The 21,764-nt window shown below is 60.4% G+C and carries 18 protein-coding genes, 1 pseudogene and 1 riboswitch; of the genes and pseudogenes, 11 read left to right on the forward strand and 8 right to left on the reverse strand.

All coding sequences use genetic code 11. The annotated features are described in order from the left end of the window. Positions 1-108: 108 nt before the first annotated feature. Positions 109-2,106: a transketolase gene (gene tkt / locus IH404_RS26490; RefSeq protein WP_005792201.1), complete on the reverse strand. Its 1,998-nt coding sequence runs from the start codon at positions 2,104-2,106 to the stop codon at positions 109-111. A 260-nt stretch (positions 2,107-2,366) separates the two neighbouring features. On the opposite strand from tkt, the gene IH404_RS26495 reads away from it, so the two are divergent. From IH404_RS26495 to IH404_RS26510, 4 genes are all read left to right on the forward strand, one after another. Then, the gene (locus IH404_RS26495; RefSeq protein ID WP_005792202.1) at positions 2,367-3,362 is read left to right on the forward strand and encodes a metalloregulator ArsR/SmtB family transcription factor; all 996 of its coding nucleotides are present in this window, start codon (positions 2,367-2,369) and stop codon (positions 3,360-3,362) included. A 19-nt stretch (positions 3,363-3,381) separates the two neighbouring features. Then, the gene (gene metK / locus IH404_RS26500; RefSeq protein ID WP_032878996.1) at positions 3,382-4,572 is read left to right on the forward strand and encodes a methionine adenosyltransferase; all 1,191 of its coding nucleotides are present in this window, start codon (positions 3,382-3,384) and stop codon (positions 4,570-4,572) included. 110 nt (positions 4,573-4,682) lie between these two features. Further along, complete coding sequence (gene ligB / locus IH404_RS26505) at positions 4,683-6,347, forward strand: NAD-dependent DNA ligase LigB (RefSeq protein WP_194439463.1); 1,665 nt, start codon at positions 4,683-4,685, stop codon at positions 6,345-6,347. A gap of 41 nt (positions 6,348-6,388) precedes the next feature. Next, entirely contained in the window at positions 6,389-6,784 is a 396-nt protein-coding gene (locus tag IH404_RS26510) for a DUF1090 domain-containing protein (protein ID WP_078822540.1), read from the forward strand. Positions 6,785-6,790: 6 nt separating this feature from the next. Here the strand turns inward: IH404_RS26510 and IH404_RS26515 are convergent, their stop codons facing one another. Continuing rightward, positions 6,791-7,240, reverse strand: coding sequence for a cytochrome c (locus IH404_RS26515; protein ID WP_005792207.1), 450 nt, complete (start codon positions 7,238-7,240; stop codon positions 6,791-6,793). Positions 7,241-7,368: 128 nt separating this feature from the next. On the opposite strand from IH404_RS26515, the gene IH404_RS26520 reads away from it, so the two are divergent. Further along, positions 7,369-8,562: an MltA domain-containing protein gene (locus IH404_RS26520; protein WP_078822541.1), complete on the forward strand. Its 1,194-nt coding sequence runs from the start codon at positions 7,369-7,371 to the stop codon at positions 8,560-8,562. 78 nt (positions 8,563-8,640) lie between these two features. Here IH404_RS26520 and IH404_RS26525 read toward each other — a convergent pair whose 3' ends face one another. Both IH404_RS26525 and IH404_RS26530 read right to left on the reverse strand, forming a co-directional pair. Further along, on the reverse strand, positions 8,641-9,027 hold the full coding sequence (locus IH404_RS26525) for an MAPEG family protein (RefSeq protein WP_005792210.1): 387 nt from the start codon (positions 9,025-9,027) through the stop codon (positions 8,641-8,643). A 31-nt stretch (positions 9,028-9,058) separates the two neighbouring features. Beyond that, positions 9,059-9,325 (reverse strand): annotated as a pseudogene (locus IH404_RS26530) (EamA family transporter); the annotation flags it as partial. Between the two features lie 124 nt (positions 9,326-9,449). On the opposite strand from IH404_RS26530, the gene IH404_RS26535 reads away from it, so the two are divergent. Continuing rightward, positions 9,450-10,709 (forward strand): sodium:proton antiporter, encoded by a 1,260-nt coding sequence (locus IH404_RS26535; protein ID WP_194439465.1) that lies wholly within the window; start codon positions 9,450-9,452, stop codon positions 10,707-10,709. Here IH404_RS26535 and IH404_RS26540 read toward each other — a convergent pair. The 3 genes from IH404_RS26540 to IH404_RS26550 form a co-directional block, all read right to left on the reverse strand. Beyond that, complete coding sequence (locus IH404_RS26540; RefSeq protein ID WP_005792214.1) at positions 10,703-11,590, reverse strand: formate/nitrite transporter family protein; 888 nt, start codon at positions 11,588-11,590, stop codon at positions 10,703-10,705. The two genes, IH404_RS26535 and IH404_RS26540, sit on opposite strands and share 7 nt — an antisense overlap. A gap of 71 nt (positions 11,591-11,661) precedes the next feature. Beyond that, the gene (locus tag IH404_RS26545) at positions 11,662-13,581 is read right to left on the reverse strand and encodes a patatin-like phospholipase family protein (protein ID WP_194439467.1); all 1,920 of its coding nucleotides are present in this window, start codon (positions 13,579-13,581) and stop codon (positions 11,662-11,664) included. A 100-nt stretch (positions 13,582-13,681) separates the two neighbouring features. Further along, positions 13,682-14,086 (reverse strand): hotdog domain-containing protein, encoded by a 405-nt coding sequence (locus IH404_RS26550; protein ID WP_005792217.1) that lies wholly within the window; start codon positions 14,084-14,086, stop codon positions 13,682-13,684. A gap of 198 nt (positions 14,087-14,284) precedes the next feature. Beyond that, positions 14,285-14,391: riboswitch (S-adenosyl-L-homocysteine riboswitch) on the forward strand. Positions 14,392-14,412: 21 nt separating this feature from the next. Here IH404_RS26550 and ahcY point away from each other — a divergent pair. The 5 genes from ahcY to IH404_RS26575 all read left to right on the forward strand — a co-directional run bounded on the left by ahcY (position 14,413) and on the right by IH404_RS26575 (position 20,977). Continuing rightward, positions 14,413-15,822: an adenosylhomocysteinase gene (ahcY, locus tag IH404_RS26555; RefSeq protein ID WP_005792218.1), complete on the forward strand. Its 1,410-nt coding sequence runs from the start codon at positions 14,413-14,415 to the stop codon at positions 15,820-15,822. 178 nt (positions 15,823-16,000) lie between these two features. Then, the gene (gene metF / locus IH404_RS26560; protein WP_005792219.1) at positions 16,001-16,846 is read left to right on the forward strand and encodes a methylenetetrahydrofolate reductase [NAD(P)H]; all 846 of its coding nucleotides are present in this window, start codon (positions 16,001-16,003) and stop codon (positions 16,844-16,846) included. A gap of 75 nt (positions 16,847-16,921) precedes the next feature. Continuing rightward, positions 16,922-18,004: a hypothetical protein gene (locus tag IH404_RS26565; RefSeq protein WP_194439469.1), complete on the forward strand. Its 1,083-nt coding sequence runs from the start codon at positions 16,922-16,924 to the stop codon at positions 18,002-18,004. Positions 18,005-18,067: 63 nt separating this feature from the next. Beyond that, complete coding sequence (locus tag IH404_RS26570) at positions 18,068-18,871, forward strand: transporter substrate-binding domain-containing protein (protein WP_005792222.1); 804 nt, start codon at positions 18,068-18,070, stop codon at positions 18,869-18,871. 222 nt (positions 18,872-19,093) lie between these two features. Continuing rightward, positions 19,094-20,977, forward strand: coding sequence for a DEAD/DEAH box helicase (locus IH404_RS26575; RefSeq protein WP_005792223.1), 1,884 nt, complete (start codon positions 19,094-19,096; stop codon positions 20,975-20,977). 185 nt (positions 20,978-21,162) lie between these two features. On the opposite strand, the gene IH404_RS26580 is transcribed toward IH404_RS26575, so the two are convergent. Further along, positions 21,163-21,762: a YceI family protein gene (locus IH404_RS26580; RefSeq protein ID WP_014720298.1), complete on the reverse strand. Its 600-nt coding sequence runs from the start codon at positions 21,760-21,762 to the stop codon at positions 21,163-21,165. Positions 21,763-21,764 lie beyond the last annotated feature (2 nt).

Here is a 21,764-nt window from a genome sequence, read left to right on the forward strand (position 1 = left end):
GAATGTTCTGACGCCATCGCGGGCAAGCCCACTCCCACATTGGACCGCGATCCAAATGTGGGAGCGGGCTTGCCCGCGATAGCGCCAGTGCAGACAACGCAGACTGACTTAGTCTTCCAGCAACTCTTCAGCCTGACCCAGGATGTTTTCCAGGGTGAAACCGAACTCTTCGAACAACGCTGGCGCCGGCGCCGACTCACCATAGGTGGTCATGCCGATCACGCGGCCTTCCAGGCCCACGTACTTGTACCAGTAGTCAGCGTGAGCCGCTTCGATCGCGATACGCGCGCTGACCTGCAGCGGCAACACCGATTGCTTGTAGCCGGCGTCCTGGGCTTCGAACACGCTGGTGCATGGCATGGATACAACGCGAACGTTGCGGCCCTGCGCGGTCAGCTTGTCGTAGGCCTGAACGGTCAGGCCCACTTCGGAACCGGTGGAGATCAGGATCAGCTCCGGCTCGCCGATGCAGTCCTTGAGCACATAACCACCACGGCTGATGTCGGCGATCTGCGCATCGGTACGCACCTGGTGTTGCAGGTTCTGACGCGAGAAGATCAGCGCCGAAGGGCCGTCCTTGCGCTCGATGGCGTGCTTCCAGGCCACGGCGGATTCGACCGCGTCGGCTGGGCGCCAGCAGTCCAGGTTCGGCGTGGTGCGCAGGCTGGTCAATTGCTCGACCGGCTGGTGCGTCGGGCCGTCTTCACCCAGGCCGATGGAGTCGTGGGTGTACACATGGATCACACGCTTCTTCATCAGCGCAGCCATACGCACGGCGTTACGTGCGTACTCCATGAACATCAGGAAGGTCGCGCCGTAAGGCACCAGGCCGCCGTGCAGGGACACGCCGTTCATGATGGCGCTCATGCCGAACTCGCGCACGCCGTAGTACATGTAGTTGCCGCTGGCGTCTTCGGCCGAGACACCTTTGCAGCCTTTCCACAGGGTCAGGTTGGAACCGGCCAGGTCAGCCGAACCGCCGAGGATCTCAGGCAGCAGCGGGCCAAAGGCGTTCAGGGTGTTCTGGCTGGCTTTACGGCTGGCGATGGTCTCGCCCTTGGCCGCGACTTCGGCGATGTAGGCCGAGGCTTTTGCCGAGAAGTCGGCAGGCAGGTCACCGGCCAGGCGACGAACCAGCTCGTTGGCAAGCTCCGGGAATTCGGCGGAGTAGGCCGCGAAACGCTGGTCCCACTCGGCTTCGGTGGCCAGGCCTTTTTCCTTGGCGTCCCATTCGGCGTAGATATCGGCCGGGATTTCAAACGGGCCGTGGTTCCACTTCAGCGCTTCACGGGTCAGGGCGATTTCCGCGTCACCCAGTGGGGCGCCGTGGCAGTCTTCTTTACCTTGCTTGTTCGGCGAGCCGAAACCGATGGTGGTCTTGCAGCAGATCAGGGTTGGCTGCGCGCTCTTGCGAGCGGTGTCGATGGCGATCTTGATTTCTTCCGGATCGTGGCCGTCGACGTTGCGGATCACCTGCCAGTTGTAGGCTTCGAAACGCTTGGGGGTGTCATCGGTGAACCAGCCTTCGACTTCGCCGTCGATGGAAATGCCGTTGTCATCGTAGAAGGCAATCAGCTTGCCCAGGCCAAGGGTGCCGGCCAGGGAGGCGACTTCGTGGGAGATGCCTTCCATCATGCAGCCATCACCCAGGAACACATAGGTGTGGTGATCGACGATGTCGTGGCCGGGGCGGTTGAATTGCGCGCCCAGAACTTTTTCAGCCAGCGCGAAGCCGACAGCGTTGGCCAGGCCCTGACCCAGGGGACCGGTAGTGGTCTCCACGCCTGGGGTGTAGCCGAATTCCGGGTGACCGGGGGTGCGGCTGTGCAGCTGACGGAAGCTCTTGAGGTCGTCGATGGTGACGTCGTAGCCGGTCAGGTGCAGCAGCGAATAGATCAGCATCGAGCCGTGGCCGTTGGACAGCACGAAGCGGTCACGGTCGGCGAACGACGGGTTGCTCGGGTTGTGTTTCAGGTAGTCACGCCAAAGTACCTCGGCGATATCCGCCATGCCCATCGGGGCACCGGGATGGCCGCTGTTGGCTTTTTGCACGGCATCCATGCTGAGGGCACGAATGGCGTTGGCACGCTCACGACGGCTGGGCATCGCTGATCTCCTGGAGTTTACTTATAAAGAAACGGAAAAAAGGACCGGCATTTTCCCTCAGCCACCGCCTGCGGGCAATGACAGATAGTCACTTGAGGGTGTTTTTCCTGTGGTTTGGACGGCAATAGGTTGCAGAAACCTTTAACTGGTTCGTCTAAAGGTTATAGCGGCGGCTTATAACCGCCACTTATCGATCAATATCAAAACTTTTTGATATTGGCCTTGCAGGGATTTACACCCGTCACTAGACTGCTGGCCTTATGAACCTACCCGTGCCCTCCCTGCGTCCTGACGACGGCGATGAACTGGCAGCCCTTTGCAAGGCTGCAGGTGATCCGTTGCGCCTGAACGTATTGCGCGCACTGGCCAACGATTCGTTCGGGGTGCTGGAACTGGCGCAGATCTTCGCCATCGGCCAATCCGGCATGAGCCACCACTTGAAGGTGCTGGCCCAGGCCGACCTGGTCGCCACGCGCCGCGAAGGTAATGCGATTTTTTACCGCCGCGCCCTGCCCCATACCGAACAGCTGGGCGGCAAACTGCACGCCGCCTTGCTTGAGGAAGTGGATAACCTGGGCCTGCCGAGCGACGTACAGTCGCGCATCGGCCAGGTCCACGGGCAACGCGCCGCCGCCAGCCAGGACTTTTTCTCCCGGGTTGCCGACAAGTTTCGCGCCCAGCAGGACCTGATCGCCGGCTTGCCCCAGTACCGCGAAAGCGTACTGGCGCTGTTGGACAAGCTGAGCTTCAGTAGTGAAGCAACGGCCGTGGAAGTCGGCCCTGGCGATGGCGGCTTTCTGCCCGACCTGGCACGACGTTTCGGGCAGGTGACGGCGCTGGACAACAGCCCGGCAATGCTTGAACTGGCGCGCCAACTCTGTGAACGCGAAGCCCTGGGCAATGTGCGCCTGCAGTTGGCCGACGCCTTGAATGACACCAGCCTGCGGGCCGATTGCGTGGTGCTGAACATGGTCTTGCACCATTTCGCCGCCCCCGCCGACGCCCTCAAGCAAATGGCCGGGTTACTGCACCCCGGCGGTAGCCTGCTGGTTACGGATTTATGCAGCCACAACCAGAATTGGGCCAAGGAGGCCTGCGGTGATCTCTGGCTGGGTTTTGAACAGGACGATCTGGCCCGTTGGGCCACCGCTGCGGGACTCGTTCCCGGGGAAAGCCTCTATGTAGGTTTACGTAATGGTTTCCAGATTCAGGTCCGCCATTTTCAGCGACCGGCTGGCGACACTCACCATCGGTAAATATCAGGAAAACATCGAGATGAGCGAATACTCCCTTTTCACCTCCGAGTCCGTGTCTGAAGGGCATCCGGACAAAATCGCCGACCAGATTTCTGACGCGGTGCTGGACGCTATCATCGCTGAAGACAAGTTCGCCCGTGTGGCGTGCGAGACGCTGGTGAAAACGGGCGTGGCGATCATCGCCGGCGAAGTCACCACTACAGCCTGGGTCGACCTGGAGCAGATCGTTCGTGACGTGATCACCGACATTGGCTACAACAGCTCCGACGTCGGCTTCGACGGCGCGACCTGCGGCGTGATGAACATCATCGGCAAGCAATCGCCTGACATCAACCAGGGTGTAGACCGTGCCAAGCCTGAAGACCAGGGCGCCGGCGACCAGGGCCTGATGTTCGGCTACGCCAGCAATGAAACCGACGTGCTGATGCCGGCGCCGATCACCTTCTCGCACCAGTTGGTGCAACGCCAGGCCGAAGCACGTAAATCCGGGGTATTGCCTTGGCTGCGCCCGGACGCCAAGTCCCAGGTGACCTGCCGTTACGAAGGCGGCAAAGTCGTGGGTATCGACGCCGTTGTGCTGTCGACCCAGCACAACCCGGACGTGTCCTACGCCGACCTGCGCGAAGGCGTGATGGAGCTGATCGTCAAGCACGTGCTGCCTGCCGAGTTGCTGACCAAGGACACCCAGTTCCACATCAACCCGACCGGACAGTTCATCATCGGCGGCCCGGTGGGCGACTGCGGCCTGACCGGTCGCAAGATCATCGTCGACAGCTACGGCGGCATGGCCCGTCACGGCGGTGGCGCGTTCTCGGGTAAAGATCCGTCCAAGGTTGACCGTTCGGCCGCTTATGCCGGTCGTTACGTGGCCAAGAACATCGTGGCTGCCGGCCTGGCCGAGCGCTGCGAAATTCAGGTTTCCTACGCCATTGGCGTGGCGCAGCCTACGTCGATCTCGCTGAACACCTTCGGCACCGGCAAGATCAGCGACGAGAAAATCGTCAAGCTGGTACGTGAAATCTTCGACCTGCGCCCCTACGCAATCACCACCATGCTCGACCTGCTGCACCCGATGTATCAGGAAACCGCAGCCTACGGCCACTTCGGCCGTACCCCTGCGCAGAAGACTGTTGGCGATGACACCTTCAGCACCTTCACCTGGGAAAAAACCGACCGCGCCAACGACCTGCGTATCGCTGCAGGCCTGTAAGCGTTCGCGCTGTATACAGAAACACCCGGTAAAAAGCCCCGAGCAATCGGGGCTTTTTTGTGGGCGCCTGGATGACTTAGGCTGGGCTCCCTTTTCGAGCACGGATGCTCATGATGCATAAGTTCATGGCTTTTTTTCTCAGTGTTTTATCCAGCTGGACGTGGGCAGAAACGTGCCCCGATCACGCTCACCTGCAACTCGACAGCTTGGCCAGGCAGATCAGCCAGTGGGACGACAGTTACCACCGCCAGGGCCAATCCCCCATCAGTGACGAACTCTACGACCAGGCCCGCCAGCGCCTGGCGCATTGGCGCGAATGCACCCGCCAACCTGCGCCGCAGGCTAATAACCCGCTGGCCAGTTCACGCGGCACGTTACGCCACCCGGTCACGCACACCGGCCTGGAAAAGCTGCCGGACGAACCGGCAGTCAAGGAGTGGCTCAACACCCGCCAGGACGTATGGATCCAACCCAAGGTCGATGGTGTAGCGGTGACGCTCGTCTATCGCCAGGGCCGCTTGCAGCAGCTCATCAGCCGAGGCGATGGCGTGCTGGGCCACGATTGGTCGGCCTCGGCCGCCAGGATCCCCGGTATCGTCCAACAGCTGCCGGACGCGATTGATGTGGTGCTGCAAGGCGAACTTTACTGGCGCCTTGATCACCATGTGCAAGCGATAAACGGTGGGCTCAATGCGCGCAGCAAAGTGGCCGGGCTGATGAACCGGCGACAATTGAGCGACGCTGAGGCGGCAGGCATCGGCTTGTTCATCTGGGCCTGGCCTGACGGTCCGGCGGATTTCACCGAACGCCTGGCCACGCTGACGCGCTGGGGCTTCAGCGATACACAGCGTTATAGCCATCCCATTGAGCACATCAGCGAAGCCGCTCATTGGCGCACGCATTGGTACAACGCACCGTTGCCCTTCGCCAGCGATGGCGTGGTGCTGCACCAGGCTGCGCGGGCACCCGCCGAGCGCTGGCAAGCCAGTGCGCCTTACTGGATGGTCGCCTGGAAGTACCCAGCCATCAAAGCCCTGGCACTGGTGCGCAAGGTGCAATTCAGGGTCGGTCGCACCGGGCGCATCACCCCCATCCTCGAACTGGAACCCGTGTGGCTGGATGATCGGCAGATCAGCCGGGTCAGCGCCGGCTCCCTGAAACGCTGGCAAGCCCTGGATATCCGCCCCGGCGACCATGTGTCGATCAGCCTGGCGGGCCAGGTTATCCCCCGACTGGACGAGGTGATCCTGCGCAACGAAACCCGTGTGGACGTGCAGCTACCCGACCCTCGCGATTTTCACGCCCTGAGTTGCTGGCAACTGGAGCCCGGCTGCGAAGATCAGTTGCTCGCCCGCCTCACCTGGCTGAGCGGCAAACAGGGCCTGGCCTTGCCACATATGGGCCGTGAAACCTGGAACATATTGATCCAGGCCGGTCTAATCGCAGGCTTTCTCGATTGGTTAACCCTGGATGCGGCGCAGCTTGCTACCATTGAGGGCTTCGGTGATCGCACTCGTGAGCGAGTGCTCGACAGTTTTAACAACGCCCGGCAACGCCCTTTTTCACAATGGCTCAAGGCCTTGGGCGTACCGCCAGCGGCGCGCAACAACCTGGAGGGCGACTGGCAGACGCTGGCCGCCAAAGACACCCAAGCCTGGCTGGCCTCAGACGGCATCGGCCCGGGTCGTGCAGCGCAACTGAGCGCGTTTTTTCGCGACCCGCAGGTGCAAGCCTTGGCTGAAACATTACGCGAGGCCGGGATAGATGGGTTTTGAACGCCACCCGGCCACCTGATTGCGACCTTGGAGCTTTATAGATGAAATTTCTCGCCCCCTTTGCCTTGCTGACCCTCGCAAGTTTCACAACCATGCCACTGCTGGCCGCCGAAGAAGCGCAGCCGCTCACCGGCTGCGCCGCCAAGCGCCAGGCCATCAGCACCCAGATCGAACAAGCCAAGGCCCACGGTAACAGCGCCCAACAGGCCGGCCTGGAAAAAGCCCTGAGCGAAGTCACCGCCAACTGCACCGACGCCTCCTTGAAAAAAGAACGTGAAAACAAGGTGCTCGACGCCAAGCACGAAGTCTCCCGCCGTCAGGCCGACCTCGACAAGGCCATGAAAAAAGGCGATCCGGACAAGATCAACAAGCGTAAGGACAAACTGGCCGAGTCGCGCAAAGAACTACAGGACGCGGTGGAAGAACTCGACCAGTAAAAACGATCAGTGATCGCGGAACTGTTTATGACAGGCGCTGCAGGCGTCTTCGACTTTTTGCACCGCCGGCTGAAGGTTGCTGGCCTTGTAGGGTTGCACTTGGCTGGCGATCACCAATTCACCGGTGGCCGCCTCAAGGTCGCGGGCCAGTTGCTGGAACTGCGCCTGTTTCTGCCACACGTCGTCCTTGGCGCTGGTGTGATCTTCTTCGCGCACGCTTGGAAAGTGCTTCCACGGCTCATGGGACAACGCATCCAGCTTGACCGCGCCTTCTGCAAACCTGGCACCGTCGAACGGGATACGCCCGCGCAACATCCCGCCCAGGTCTTCGCCGGTCTTGAGCATCTGCTTGAAGATCGCCTTGCGTTGGCCCAGTGGGGAATTGGGGTCAACACCGCCACAGGCGGACAAGGCCAGGCAGGCCAGCAGTACAACGGTCAGTTTTTTTAGAATCATGATGGCTTCAGGTCACGGGAAACGGCGGCCAGTATCCTCGCCCCGCCCGCAAAGACCAATAGCCCTATTAATAATAAGGGTTGCCCGAATGCAGTGAAGCATGGGTAATCGCTTCAGGAAGTGCTTACATGAATATCACCGCGAAACCCTGGAGCCGCCGACTCGCGTGGGCTCTGCCAATGATCGCACTGCTGGCCGGCTGCGATGCAGGTAAAGATGCCGGCAAAGAGGTCGCCAAAGAAGAAGCCAAACCCCATGCGGTCGCCACCTATGTGAGTGCACCCTGGGAAGCCTTGCCGGTGGTTTCCGACAGCGATTTGCTGGCCGGTTTTGAATCCTGGCGCAGCGCCTGCCAGCGCCTCAAGGCCGACCCGGTATGGGGCACCACCTGCGCGGCAGCGGCCAGCGTACCGGGCGATGCCGTGGCGGTTCGCGGCTTTCTCAAGGAACACCTCGATGTCTTCGGCTTGCGTTCGGCCAACAACACACCCAATGGTTTGATCACCGGTTATTACGAGCCGGTCTACCCCGGCAGCCTGACCAAAACCGCTACCGCCCATGTGCCGGTCTACGGCGTGCCGGATGACTTGATTATCGTCAACCTCGAAAGCATCTACCCGGAGCTTAAAGGCAAGCGCCTGCGTGGACGCCTGGAAGGTCGGGTGCTCAAACCTTATGACGACGCCAGCACCGTCAACAGCCAGGGCTCCACTGCCAAGCCGATCGCCTGGCTGACCGACCCAATGGACCTGCAATTCCTGCAAATCCAGGGCTCAGGGCGTATTCAACTGGCGGGTGGGCGCCAACTGCGCGTAGGTTACGGCGACCAGAACGGCTACCCGTACCGCCCAATCGGCCGTTGGCTGGTAGAGCAAGGCGAGCTGAAAAAAGAAGAGGTGACCATGGGCGCCATCAGCGCCTGGGCCAAGGCACATCCGCAGCGCATTCCCGAACTGCTGGCGAGCAACCCCAGCTACGTATTCTTCAGCGCACGCCCCGACAGTAACGAAGGCCCACGCGGTTCGCTGAACGTGCCATTGACCGCCGGCTACAGCGTGGCAGTGGACCGCAAGGTCATCCCGCTGGGTAGCCTATTGTGGTTGTCGACCACCAAACCCGATGGTTCACCGATCACCAGACCTGTCGCGGCCCAGGACACCGGCGGCGCAATCACCGGCGAAGTACGGGCAGACTTGTTCTGGGGCACAGGTGATGCGGCGGGAGAGCTGGCAGGAAATATGAAACAACAAGGGCAAATCTGGATGCTGTGGCCCAAAGGCGCGGCTCTGCCGCAAGTACCGGATGCCCCCGCCGGCACCTGACAGACGCTGATAATGAAATGTGGGAGGGGCGGTGAGACGACTCCCCTTGCCCCCTCCCACAAAGGATTTGCTCAGGCGTTAGATCGAGACAAAGAAGAAACTCGCAATCAACGCCATTCCCACGGCCCACACCAGCGAACGCAAAATCGCCCAATCGGCCAGGTAGCAAATGATGTACAGCAGGCGGCTGGTGATAAACAGCACCGCCAGCACATTGATCGTCACCAGCTCGGCGTTGCCGGCCATGTGCGCAATGATCACTGCCGCGGCAAACGCCGGGGTCACTTCAAAGCTGTTGAGTTGCGCATTGTTGGCGCGCTTGGCGACACCCTCAACGGTATCGAGGAAAGCACGCGGGTCGTGGTTGTGCCGAGCTCCGAACTTTCCCGTGCTGAACTTGGCGACACCCGTGCATAGATAGGGCAGAAAAATTGCGATCAACACACACCAGAAAGCGACTGTCATCACTCATTCCTTTTTTGGATTTATCCGACGGTTAGAGTTTCATCACGAACATGCCGATCAGCACCAACCCACAAGCTATGAGCCGTGGCCGCCCAAAAGGTTCTTTCAAGTAACGCATGCCGAACAGCACCACCAGGATCACGCTGACTTCCCGCAACGCCGCCGCCTCGGCAATCGAGCCCAACTGCATGGCCCAAAGCACCAAAGCGTAGCTCAACAACACGCACAATCCCACGCTCAGGCCCAACCGCCATTGAGTGCGCCAGAACAGGCTGAAGGCCGCACGCTTGCGCACCAGCACCAGGGCTGTCGCTACCACCAGAACCGCCTCAATTGATTCGTGATGTAACTTCACCTGTTTATACTAAACGCCACCTCGGCGCACCCCATGCGCCTACATTTCCCTGCTCCAAGGACCCCGGATGCTCGAACTTGTCGCCGCCTTCATTTGCCTCACCACCCTGCTCACCTATGTGAACTTCCGCTTTATTGGCCTGCCGCCGACCATCGGTGTAATGATCACTGCGCTGATTTTTTCCCTGATCCTGCAGGGCCTGAGCTTTATCGGCTATCCCGGCCTGGAGGAGCGCATCCAGCAACTGATCGGCCAGATCGACTTCGGCGATTTGCTGATGAACTGGATGCTGTCATTCCTGTTGTTCGCCGGCGCCTTGCACGTCAACTTGAACGACTTGCGCAGTTACCGCTGGCCCATCGGCCTGCTGGCCACCTTTGGTGTGTTGATCGCCACCGTGGTGATCGGCAGCCTGGCGTACTACATCTTCGCCCTGTTCGGCTGGCACGTGAGCTTCCTCTACTGCCTGCTGTTCGGCGCGCTGATTTCGCCTACAGACCCGATTGCGGTGCTCGGCGTGCTGCGTACCGCCAATGCGTCGAAACCACTGAAGACCACCATTGTCGGCGAGTCGCTGTTCAATGATGGCACCGCCGTGGTGGTGTTTACCGTGCTGCTGGGTATCGCGCAGTTGGGCGAGACGCCCACCGTGGGCGCCACTGCCCTGCTGTTTGCCCACGAGGCCATAGGCGGCGTGGTATTCGGCGGGCTGATCGGCTACCTCGTGTACCTGATGATCAAGAGTATCGAACAGCACCAGATCGAAGTGATGCTGACCCTTGCCCTGGTGATCGGCGGTTCGGCCATGGCTTCGGAACTGCACGTGTCCGCACCGATTGCAATGGTGGTCGCGGGGCTGATCATCGGCAACCTGGGGCGCAAGCTGGCGATGAACGACATGACGCGTCGCTACCTGGATGGTTTCTGGGAACTGCTTGATGACATGCTCAACGCCTTGCTGTTTGCGTTGATCGGCATGGAGTTGCTGCTGTTGCCATTCAACTGGCTGCACGTATTCGCGGCCAGTTTGCTCGCCGTGGCGATCCTGCTCTCGCGCCTGTTGACGGTGGCCCCGGCGATCTTGCTGCTGCGGCGCTGGCGCACGGTACCGCGCGGCACTATCCGCATCCTGACCTGGGGTGGTTTGCGTGGCGGTGTCTCGGTGGCCTTGGCCTTGGCGCTGCCCTTGGGTCCGGAGCGCGACTTGTTGCTGAGCATCACCTACATCGTGGTGCTGTCATCGATCCTGTTGCAGGGGTTGAGCATCGGCAAGCTGGTCAAACACGTGACCCGGGGCGAACCCCAGGCCACGCCTGAACATCACTGATCTTTTCTAGTCGGCTGCGGATGCCTCGGGTCCGCAGCAGCTTTGCCTGGCAGGCTGCTCTCACTGCGAATCTGCGCATGGCTGATCAGGGCGAAGATAAAACTGCCGCCGATGATATTGCCCGCCAGGGTCGGTCCGGCAAACACCAGCCAGAAATCCTTCCACGGCAGCTCGCCGGCAAACACCAGGTAAGACACTTCCGCCGAACCGACGACGATATGCGTGAAGTCACCCAGGGCCATCAGGTATGTGATCAGGATAATGATCCACATCTTTGCGCTTTCCATCGATGGGATCATCCACACCATGGTGGCGATCATCCAGCCGGAAACGATGCCCTTGGCAAACATCTGGCCAGAGTCGTTCTCCATGATCTTGCGTCCGATTTCAAGAAAGGCCAGGTCGGTCTTGGTATCGAAAATAGGTAAATGCAACATCACGTAAGCCACCAGCAAAGTACCGCACAGATTGCCTACCAGCACGACTGTCCATAGTCGTAGCAGACGTGCAGCATTGCCCAGAGTGGGTTTGCTCATAACCGGCAGCACCGCGGTCAGGGTGTTTTCGGTGAACAATTGCTGGCGTGCGAGGATCACCGCCAGAAACCCCGCGCAATAGCCAAAACTGGCTATCACCTTGAAGCCCTCGGCGTCCGGCAGGCGTGAATTGAGCAAACCCATCGCCATCAACGACAGGCCCATGGTAAGTCCGGCGGCCAGTGCCGACCACCATAAGGCGGCGACACTGCGCTCCAGCTCCTGGTCGCCCTGGGTACGGATGATTTCGTGAAGAACCGCCGCACGGGGCGGCTGGTTCTTGTCGACGTCCTGCTGCTCTTCCTGCGACAGGTTGGGGGTCTTGCCGTCTGCTTGAGTGGCCATGATGTACCAAAGTCCGAGGGGTGCCTGAAGCTACGACATGCCGCGACGATGGCTGTTCAATGACCCGGCAATTAAACCGGAATGCGCCACGCCTTGGCCTGTTCCACGGTGGTGGAACTCAAGGGTTTGCTCCAGGGTTTATTGCGCGCTTGATAGTATTTGATGATGCCATCGAGCACGCTATTGAAGTCTTGCGGCGTCTTCACCTCTTTCAAGTCACGCACCGCACGCTGCAGCAGCTCAACGTTGGATGCCGGCTGGCCAGGACGGTACAGCGATGGGTAGATGACCTCCCGCGTAAAGTGTTCAGCTTTCACCCCGATATCCCGACTTTGCATCTCGGCGACCGCACTGCTCAATACCTTGGACATACTTGGCACACTGCCCGATTTTTGCTTGGCGCCCACCTGTAAAAGCTGCTGGAAATTACGCTGGCCCGGCGTATTCAGACGTTTGCCCAACCACTCGATGTGCTCGGGCCTGCTGGCGAGAGAGTCCAGATTGCGTAAGGCCGCAGCAATCTTCGGAGTAATCTTCAGGGACGTGTCGGATTGGTTGGCTTCGGTGATTGCACTGTTCAACGCCTCCAACGCCTGTTTCGCCTCATCGCGAAACCGCACTGCGTCTGCGCTGGCGGGGTCCTTGCGCAATTCACCCTGCACGCTGGCAAGCATTTGATCATCCATCGCCAACACAGCATCGTCCAGGGAGGCGAACTCATGGCGCTCACGTGTCAGTTCACGCTTTTGCAGGTGGCTCGACACCGATTGGCGAGCCTGGGCCTGCAAATGCTGTTTCTGTTCAAGGGTCATGGTGAAGTTGACGGTGCCGTTGAGCAGGCCGCGAAAATCGCCTTTGTTCGAGTTCAACGGCAATGTCACCGTTTGATCCGAGAACGCCTTGAGCCGGTCATTTTGGTAGGTTTCAGCCGCGGTATGCGGCGTGCCTGTGAACGTGTCAGCCAAATGGCTGAAAAAGTCACCGCTCTGGCGCGGTGGTGAGCTCTGCTCGGATTCGAACTTGACGATCAGCGATTCGTCCTTGCCCAAAGGGCTCTCCGCAAACGAACGTTCAATGACACCGGGGGCAGGGGTATTGAGGAGCAGCCCTCCGTCTTGAAACGCCGTAACCTCTGCATCCGCCTGAAACCCATGGCCCTGTTCGGACGGGCTCTTGAACAGGCCCGGCAACGCCCCCGAAATAAGCGCAGCACGGGCGATGTCCATATCTGGCGTCAGGCTGGCATTGAACACCACCAACTGTGGACGACCGTCGAACATGCCTGTGCCCGTGATGTTCAGTTGCTTGATCGCCGGAATATGGCGGCTCAACACCTCCAGGTCGCGAAAGGTGGGCCCGGCTCCGGCTTTGAGCCGGTCGACGATTTGCGTGACTTCAGGCGGGCGGTCCGCCATGGGCATGCGCTCGACATGGGCAAGAATCGATTGACGTGACTGGTTGCGAATCAATTCTTCCAGGGGCTGCCCCTCGGTTTGCAGGCGCGGCAGCAGGGTCAGCAGCAGTTGCGAAATATTGCCGCCCGGGCCAGGTAGATTGCCGGCAAGCTTGCCAAGTTTGGAACTGGCATCCTGCAGCCAGGCCAGGATCGGATCCTTGCTGTTGAGCAGGCTAGGTAAGTCGAGACTGTTCGACAACTGCGTGAACGCCTTCGCGTCCATGCCACTGGCGAGTAACGCTGCAGAAATCGCACCGGCAGACGAGCCCGACACCACCTTGACGTCTTTGAGTTTGTCGGCGTCTTCAAGCGCCTGCACCATCCCGGGAAAGGCAATGCCCTTGGCACCACCGCCACTGAGCACCAAATGAGCAGGCGGCGGCGGGGACAGCAGCACCTCGACGCGGCCATCGCTATGCCGATAAATACTCAGGTTGCGCTCGCCCACGCCCTTGACCAAAGGCGTCTTCACGTCCTGGCTGAAGGTTTGAGACGAAAGAGGCTTATTTTCTACAACGGAACTGGAGACTTTCATACATGAGGCTCTCTCTACAGGGTGTAGGCCTGAGTGATGAGAGAGCCTCGCAAGGATCCACACGGAATGATTCGGTAACGCAAATCACGTCGCGCAGGTGTTACTCAGAAAGACCTTCGTCCTGGAACTGGTCCTTCACATACTTGATTTCGGTACGGCCATGGGGCGCCGGCAAACCATCTTCGCCCAGGTTGACGAAGACCATTTTTTCCACCGTCAGGATACTTTTGCGGGTGATCTTGTTGCGCACTTCACAGGTCAGAGTGATGGAGGTGCGGCCGAACTCAGTGGCGGTGATACCCAGTTCAATGATGTCGCCCTGGCGCGAGGCGCTGACAAAGTTGATTTCGGAGATGTATTTGGTCACCACGCGCTGGTTGCCCAATTGGACAATCGCGTAGATGGCTGCTTCTTCATCGATCCAGCGCAGCAGGCTGCCGCCGAACAGGGTGCCGTTGGGGTTGAGGTCTTCGGGTTTTACCCATTTGCGGGTGTGGAAGTTCATGATCACTCCAAAGCGTCTTGCCAAATGATGGGCAACATCATGGCAGAGCCAGGGCCCAAGCTCTATGAGCCATTGCCTATCGCCCCCATGCGCGATCTTCATGCCGCCGACAGAAAGGCTTGGGAAGTGCCACATACACGGCTATAATCGCCTCCGTTTCAAAACGGTCATCTTCGATTGATACCGTTCTCCCGCCACCTGTCCGAGGGGCGCTGCAGCAGGTTCAACCTGTCAGGCTCGGATGGGGCGTTGTCCGGCCTGGTTGCCCTGGCCTGATACTAAACGCACAACGGCGCCCATTCGCACACTACGAATGGAGGCTCTCTATGAGCGCTGTAATGACGCCTGCAGATTTCAACGACTACAAAGTCGCCGACATGTCCCTCGCTGCCTGGGGCCGTCGCGAAACCTTTATCGCCGAATCCGAAATGCCGGCCCTGATGGGCCTGCGTCGCAAGTACGCCGCTGAACAGCCGCTCAAGGGCGCGAAGATTCTGGGCTGCATCCACATGACCATCCAGACTGCCGTACTGATCGAAACCCTGGTTGCCCTGGGTGCCGAAGTGCGTTGGTCCTCGTGCAACATCTTCTCGACTCAGGACCAGGCCGCCGCCGCTATCGCTGCCGCCGGTATCCCGGTATTTGCCTGGAAGGGCGAGACCGAAGAAGAGTACGAGTGGTGCCTGGAGCAAACCATCCTCAAGGATGGCGCGCCATGGGATGCCAACATGATCCTCGACGACGGCGGCGACCTGACCGAACTGCTGCACAAGAAGTACCCGCAGATCCTCGACCGCGTCCACGGCGTGACCGAAGAAACCACCACGGGCGTGCACCGCCTGCTGGATATGCTGGCCAAGGGCGAGCTGAAGATCCCGGCCATCAACGTCAACGACTCGGTGACCAAGAGCAAGAACGACAACAAGTACGGCTGCCGTCACAGCCTGAACGATGCGATCAAGCGCGGCACCGACCACCTGCTGTCGGGCAAGCAAGCCCTGGTGATCGGCTACGGTGACGTGGGCAAGGGTTCCTCCCAGTCCCTGCGTCAGGAAGGCATGATCGTCAAGGTCTCCGAAGTTGACCCGATCTGCGCCATGCAAGCCTGCATGGATGGTTTCGAAGTGGTTTCGCCGTTCATCGACGGTATCAACGACGGCACCGAAGCAAGCATCGACAAGGCCCTGCTGGGCAAGATCGACCTGATCGTCACCACCACCGGTAACGTGAATGTGTGCGATGCGAACATGCTCAAGGCCCTGAAGAAGCGCGCCGTTGTCTGCAACATCGGCCACTTCGACAACGAGATCGACACCGCATTCATGCGCAAGAACTGGGCGTGGGAAGAAGTGAAGCCGCAGGTGCACAAGGTTCACCGTACCGGCGCCGGCAATTTCGACCCACAGAACGATGACTACCTGATCCTGCTGGCCGAAGGCCGCCTGGTGAACCTGGGCAACGCCACTGGTCACCCAAGCCGCATCATGGATGGCTCGTTTGCCAACCAGGTATTGGCGCAGATCTTCCTGTTCGAACAGAAGTACGCCGACCTGTCGCCAGCCCAGAAAGCCGAGCGCCTGACCGTTGAAGTACTGCCCAAGAAACTCGACGAAGAAGTGGCCCTGGAAATGGTCCGCGGCTTCGGCGGCGTCGTGACTCAACTGACCAAGACCCAGGCCGACTACATCGGTGTGACGGTTGAAGGTCCGTTCAAGCCGCACGCTTACCGCTACTGATCGGCCTTGCTGGCGCCGGCTCTTCTGTGGGAGCCGGGCTTGCCCGCGATGCAGACGCCTCGGTGTTCCAGTAACACCAAGCTGATGCTATCGCAGGCAAGCCAGCTCCCACAGAAAGCCAGGCACCCGCATCGATTGCGTATGCCTTCCAGGCTTTCGAGTTTCCAAGGGTATTACCATGTCCCAAGACCGTCGCTACAGCTTCGAGTTTTTCCCGACCAAGACCGATGCTGGGCATGAAAAACTGATGGCCACTGCCAAGGTGCTGGCCAGCTACAACCCCGACTTCTTCTCCTGCACCTACGGCGCCGGCGGTTCGACCCGCGACCGCACGATCAACACCGTGTTGCAGCTGGAAAGCGAAGTCAAAATTCCCGCCGCTCCGCACTTGTCGTGCGTGGGCGACAGCAAGGCCGACCTGCGTGGTCTGCTGACCCAATACAAAGCCGCCGGCATCAAGCGTATCGTCGCCTTGCGTGGCGACCTGCCGTCCGGCATGGGCATGGCCAGCGGTGAGCTGCGCTACGCCAATGACCTGGTGAGTTTCATCCGCGAAGAAAGCGGCGATCACTTCCATATCGAAGTGGCCGCTTACCCGGAGATGCACCCCCAGGCGCGCAATTTCGAAGACGATTTGCAGAACTTCGTGCGCAAGGCCAATGCCGGCGCCAACAGTGCAATCACCCAGTACTTCTTCAACGCCGACAGTTACTTCTACTTCGTCGAGCGTGTACAAGCGATGGGTGTGAATATCCCGATCGTGCCGGGCATCATGCCGATCACCAACTACAGCAAGCTGGCACGTTTCTCCGACGCCTGCGGTGCCGAAATCCCCCGCTGGGTGCGCAAGCAACTGGAAGCCTATGGCGACGACGTCAAAAGCATCCAGGCCTTCGGCGAACAGGTCATCACCGAGATGTGTGAGCAATTGTTGCAGGGTGGTGCGCCAGGGTTGCATTTCTATACCCTGAACCAATCTGAACCCAGTCTTGCTGTCTGGAACAACCTCAAGCTGCCACGCTGAGGTCTGTTCGGTTGTACCAAGGCCCTCAGACGAGGGCCTTTGTCGTTTTACGTGACCCACGGAACCCCGCAGTCCATGAATACAGTGTCCCCGACTTCCCGCCCGCAACTGGTCTATCTGGTCTTCGGTGCCCAGACCTACCACCAGGAAGCGGTATTCAGCATCGCCAGCGCACTGGCGTTCCTGCAGGACACCCCGGACGCGAACTTGGACATCCAGGTGTTCACCGACAATCCCGAGCCTTATCACCTGCTGCCGGTACGCGTGCGCCCACTGGACGAGGCCACTCGCAAACGCTGGAGCGAGCCCCACGGTTATCATTTCCGCACCAAACACGTGGTACTGCGCCAGGTACTGGAAGAGTCCGAGGTGGCGCTGCTGATCGACACCGACACGTTCTTCCACCATTCGCCCATCGCCCTGTTCGAGCGCGTGCAGCCCGGCACCCTGCTGTGCAACGCCTTCTACACCAAGTACGGCGACAACCACGAAAGTATCCTCTACACCGCCCTGCATCAGCGCCTGCTGGAGATGGGCGTGGCCGACGATGACATGATGACCCTCAATTCCGGGGTCATGGGCCTGACCCAACAGGATGCACACATCCTCGACCGCTCCATCGAATTGATGGATGAACTGTTCCCCCACGCCCAGGGCGCCTACACCCTGGAAGAGTTCTGCCTGTCCATCGCCGCCTACCGCACCGTCAACGTGCGCGAATGCCCGGACCTGATCCACCATTACTGGAGCCGCAAACAGCTGTTCCGGGCCAAGGTCAAGGCGTGGATCGCCAAACACGCCAGTGCCCCAACCAGTGCACAGGCCCTGGCCGATACCCGCCAGGTCTCCTCGCACCTGCCGCGCCCGCCGCGCGTGCAGCGCATGATGTACAAGCTGATTACCTTGCTGCTGCCCAAGCACCAGCAGCAGTTCATTCGTGAAATCCTCTATGGCTGCTACGAACACGAAAACGAATTCGATCAGGCCTGCGGTCCGGTTTGGTGGGACAAGGCACGACAAAACCAGGAAGAACGCCAGAAGCGTCCACTGGATGCCCACCAACTGGAACACTGGTTCGCCAACCCCGTGGTGCGGCTGATACTGGGCGAGCGCCGCGCCGCGATCCACGAACACTTGCTGGACGCTCCGGCGAAATAACACCGCCCGCCAATGCGCGTGGTAGAGCTTCTCTTTCTGTCGGGAGCGTCGTAACCTCAAGGTATGCCCGCCATTTTCAAGCTACTGACCGCTGTGCTTTTTTCTTGCCTGAGCCTGGTCGCTCATGGCGAGAAACTGCGCATTGTCACCGAGCCCTGGGCGCCCTATGTCTACGACGATAACGGCACCAGGGCCGGCCTGGATTACGAAACCACAGTGGCCGTGTTCCAACGTCTGGGCGTGGAAGTGCAATGGCAATTCCTGCCCTGGAAGCGCTGCCTGGCGATGCTCGAGCAGGGTCACGCCGATGGCGCGCTGGATATTTTCCACAGCCATGAACGCGACGCCCAGTTGCTCTACCCCAGTGAACCCTTGTCGGAAGTCGAATTCGTCCTGTTCTACGCCAATGATCGCCCTCACCCCGCCACAACCCTCGATGAGCTGCGTGGCCTGACTGTCGGCATCTCGCCCGGCTACCTCTATGGCGAGACATTCAGTGGGTCCAGCGCATTCGAGCGCGAGCCTGCCCCCAGCCATGAAGCCAATTTCGGCAAGCTGATGCTCGGGCGCATCGATATGGTCGTGACTGACCGGCGAGTGGGGCAGCACATCATCAAGACGCTGGGCCTTGAGGGCAAAGTCAGCCAGGCGGCAGTGGTGGTCAGCCGCCAACAACAATTTCTCGCGGTGCGCCGTGGAGCCGGCATGGACCTGTTGGTACAGCGCTTTGCCGCCGAGCTCAAGCGTTTCAAGCAAGAGCCGGCCTATGCCGCCTTGAGCGCCAAATATGGTGGGATGCAGGCGCAAACCGCACCGATATCAGCCTCCGAACACGCCGTTGAGCAGCAGGAAAGCAGCGCGCCGTGATTGCTCTGTTATACTCCGGCCTTTCCGCCAGGCTTACGCCCGGCCGCTCGGGTCTTGAAAAAGGCACCCAACCCAGCTACTGCGCAGCTTTGCAGCCCGCGCGAGCCGGTGGAGTGCCCGCCAGACACAGCAGGACCGGACGGGATTGCGCTCCCCTAAGCGCCATTCACGCCCGGCAAGATTATCCCTTTGGGCCAAGCCCTAACTAAAACAGGATTACTCATGTCCTTTGCTTCCCTCGGTCTCTCCGAGGCTTTAGTCCGCGCCATCGAGGCAGCGGGCTATACCGAGCCTACTCCGGTGCAACAGCGGGCCATTCCCGCCGTGTTGCAAGGTCGCGACCTGATGGTCGCGGCTCAGACAGGTACCGGTAAAACCGGTGGTTTCGCCCTCCCGATTCTGGAGCGGTTGTTCCCCAACGGTCACCCGGACAAATCCCAGCGTCACGGCCCGCGCCAACCGCGTGTACTGGTCCTGACCCCTACCCGCGAACTCGCAGCCCAGGTCCATGACAGCTTCAAGCTGTACGCCCGCGACCTGAAGTTCGTCAGCGCCTGCATCTTCGGCGGTGTCGGCATGAACCCACAGGTTCAGGCCATGTCCCGTGGCGTTGACGTACTGGTCGCTTGCCCGGGTCGTTTGCTCGACCTGTGCGGCCAGGGCAGCGTCGACTTGTCCCACGTGGAAATCCTCGTGCTGGACGAAGCCGACCGTATGCTCGACATGGGCTTTGTCCATGACGTGAAAAAGGTCCTCGCACGCCTGCCGGCCAAACGTCAGAACCTGCTGTTTTCGGCAACGTTCTCCCAGGACATCACGGCCCTGGCCGGCAAGCTGCTGCACAACCCGGAGCGCATCGAAGTCACGCCACCGAACACCACGGTCGAGCGTATCGAGCAACGCGTATTCCGCCTCGCCGCCAGCCACAAGCGCTCGCTGCTGGCGCACCTGATCACCCACGGCGCGTGGGAACAGGTGCTGGTCTTCACCCGCACCAAGCACGGCGCCAACCGCCTGGCCGAGTACCTGGACAAGCACGGTCTCACCGCTGTCGCCATCCACGGTAACAAGAGCCAGAACGCGCGCACCAAAGCCCTGGCCGACTTCAAGGCCGGCACTGTGCGCATCCTGGTCGCCACCGATATCGCCGCCCGCGGCCTGGATATCGACCAGTTGCCACACGTGGTCAACTTCGAACTGCCGAACGTCGATGAAGACTATGTGCACCGTATCGGTCGTACTGGCCGGGCCGGTCGTTCGGGCGAGGCCATTTCCCTGGTCGCACCGGACGAAGAAAAACTGCTGAAAAGCATCGAACGCATGACCAAGCAGAAAATCGCCGACGGCGACCTGATGGGCTTCGATGCCAGCGCCGTGGAGGCCGAGAAACCTGAAGCCCGCGAGCGTCCGGATGTGCGTAACCCGCGCAACCCACGCGGTCCGAAGGGCGATGGCCCGAACGGCGGCGGTGGTGGCGGTGGTCGTCGCGACAAAGGCAAGGACAAGGGCAAGGAAAAGTCCGCCACCAGCAGCCGAGGTGAACGCCCGGCCCGTGAGCAAAAGCCACGTGAAGGCACCCCGGCCCGCGAACAGCGCCAGCCGAGCCAGCCGCCACGCGCCGCCGCTGACCGTGCCCCGGACGAGTTCCTCGACGACGATGTGGATAACTTCGGTAACCGCGTCGACTACGTGCCCCAGGCCAAACCGGCCCAGGGCCGTGGCCGTCGTCCAGGTGCTCCGGCACAAGGCGCCGGTGCGGGTGCTCCCCGTGGCGGCCAGCCACAGGGTGGCCGTCAGAACGGCCCGCGCAACAGCAGCGGCGGCACCACCGGTACTCCGCCTGCCAAGCGCAGCGGCCCGCGCAACGGTGCACCGCGTGACGGCCAGGCCCGTCGCGAAGATTCGCGCAGCAACAACCGCCGCCCGGCCCGTGACGACCAGCCACGCCTGTCCGAGCCAGCGGTGCAAAACCCGCGTGGTGGCCCGGCGCCGAAGATCATCCACAAGGAGTCGAAAGCTGATCGCTTCCCGACACCCGAGCAGTTGGACCAACTGCCAGGCCGTCCTCGTGGTGAGAAACCGGCGCTGCTGACCCGCAACCGCTGAGTTCCAAAGCCATAGGCGTTGACTGTTACAACGCCATCGCGGGCAAGCCCACTCCCACAAGGGAATGCATTTCAATTGTGGGAGCTGGCTTGCCTGCGATGAGGCCCGGCTAGGCAACACGAATCGTCAGCCAAAAAAATGCCCCGCATCTTTCGATGCAGGGCATTTTTTATGCGCGGCGAAAATTACTTCGCTTTCACACCTTCAAACGTGATGTACAGCTGAACGTTGTCAGACTGTGGACCTACGTCCATACCGTCTTTGTTGAATTCCTTGCGGCTGATGTTGGTGGTGCCTTCAAAGCCGGCACGGTAGCCGCCCCATGGATCCTTGCCTTCGCCCAGGAACGTGGCTTTGACCAGGATCGGCTTGGTCACACCGTGGAAGGTCAGGTCGCCGGTCACATCAGCGGTCAGCTTGCCATCAGCATTTTTGCCAGTTGGCTTGACGCTGGTGGAGACGAACTTGGCATCAGGGAATTTGCCCGACTCCAGGAAGTCCTTGCTGTTGACGTGCTTGTCGCGCTCGGCGTGGTTGGAGAACACGCTGGCAGTACGCACGTTAACTTCAATCTTGGCGTCTTCCGGCTTGGCGGCGTCAAAGCTGAACTTGCCGTCCAGGTCCTTGAAGGTACCGGTAATGTAGCTGTAGCCCAGGTGGCTGATCTTGAAATCGACGAAGGCGTGCTGGCCTTCCTTGTCGATCACGTAGTCAGCGGCCATCGCCGAACCTGCGGACAGCAGAGCAGAACCGATTGCCAGCGCAGCGAGTGTTTTTTTCAACATGC

Origin of the sequence: Pseudomonas sp. OST1909 (assembly GCF_015277575.1) — a bacterium.
GTDB lineage: Bacteria > Pseudomonadota > Gammaproteobacteria > Pseudomonadales > Pseudomonadaceae > Aquipseudomonas > Aquipseudomonas synxantha_A.

Bases quoted from the DNA above. Each gene is read 5' to 3' on its own strand.
- tkt (WP_005792201.1), bottom strand. From the start codon at position 2,106: ATGCCCAGCCGTCGTGAGCGTGCCAACGCCATTCGTGCCCTCAGCATG.
- ligB (WP_194439463.1), top strand. From the start codon at position 4,683: ATGATGCATAAGTTCATGGCTTTTTTTCTCAGTGTTTTATCCAGCTGG.
- IH404_RS26525 (WP_005792210.1), bottom strand. From the start codon at position 9,027: ATGACAGTCGCTTTCTGGTGTGTGTTGATCGCAATTTTTCTGCCCTAT.
- metF (WP_005792219.1), top strand. From the start codon at position 16,001: ATGTCCCAAGACCGTCGCTACAGCTTCGAGTTTTTCCCGACCAAGACC.
- IH404_RS26540 (WP_005792214.1), bottom strand. From the start codon at position 11,590: ATGGCCACTCAAGCAGACGGCAAGACCCCCAACCTGTCGCAGGAAGAG.
- IH404_RS26565 (WP_194439469.1), top strand. From the start codon at position 16,922: ATGAATACAGTGTCCCCGACTTCCCGCCCGCAACTGGTCTATCTGGTC.
- IH404_RS26575 (WP_005792223.1), top strand. From the start codon at position 19,094: ATGTCCTTTGCTTCCCTCGGTCTCTCCGAGGCTTTAGTCCGCGCCATC.
- ahcY (WP_005792218.1), top strand. From the start codon at position 14,413: ATGAGCGCTGTAATGACGCCTGCAGATTTCAACGACTACAAAGTCGCC.
- IH404_RS26535 (WP_194439465.1), top strand. From the start codon at position 9,450: ATGCTCGAACTTGTCGCCGCCTTCATTTGCCTCACCACCCTGCTCACC.
- IH404_RS26545 (WP_194439467.1), bottom strand. From the start codon at position 13,581: ATGAAAGTCTCCAGTTCCGTTGTAGAAAATAAGCCTCTTTCGTCTCAA.
- IH404_RS26550 (WP_005792217.1), bottom strand. From the start codon at position 14,086: ATGAACTTCCACACCCGCAAATGGGTAAAACCCGAAGACCTCAACCCC.
- metK (WP_032878996.1), top strand. From the start codon at position 3,382: ATGAGCGAATACTCCCTTTTCACCTCCGAGTCCGTGTCTGAAGGGCAT.
- IH404_RS26580 (WP_014720298.1), bottom strand. From the start codon at position 21,762: ATGTTGAAAAAAACACTCGCTGCGCTGGCAATCGGTTCTGCTCTGCTG.
- IH404_RS26495 (WP_005792202.1), top strand. From the start codon at position 2,367: ATGAACCTACCCGTGCCCTCCCTGCGTCCTGACGACGGCGATGAACTG.
- IH404_RS26510 (WP_078822540.1), top strand. From the start codon at position 6,389: ATGAAATTTCTCGCCCCCTTTGCCTTGCTGACCCTCGCAAGTTTCACA.
- IH404_RS26520 (WP_078822541.1), top strand. From the start codon at position 7,369: ATGAATATCACCGCGAAACCCTGGAGCCGCCGACTCGCGTGGGCTCTG.
- IH404_RS26515 (WP_005792207.1), bottom strand. From the start codon at position 7,240: ATGATTCTAAAAAAACTGACCGTTGTACTGCTGGCCTGCCTGGCCTTG.
- IH404_RS26570 (WP_005792222.1), top strand. From the start codon at position 18,068: ATGCCCGCCATTTTCAAGCTACTGACCGCTGTGCTTTTTTCTTGCCTG.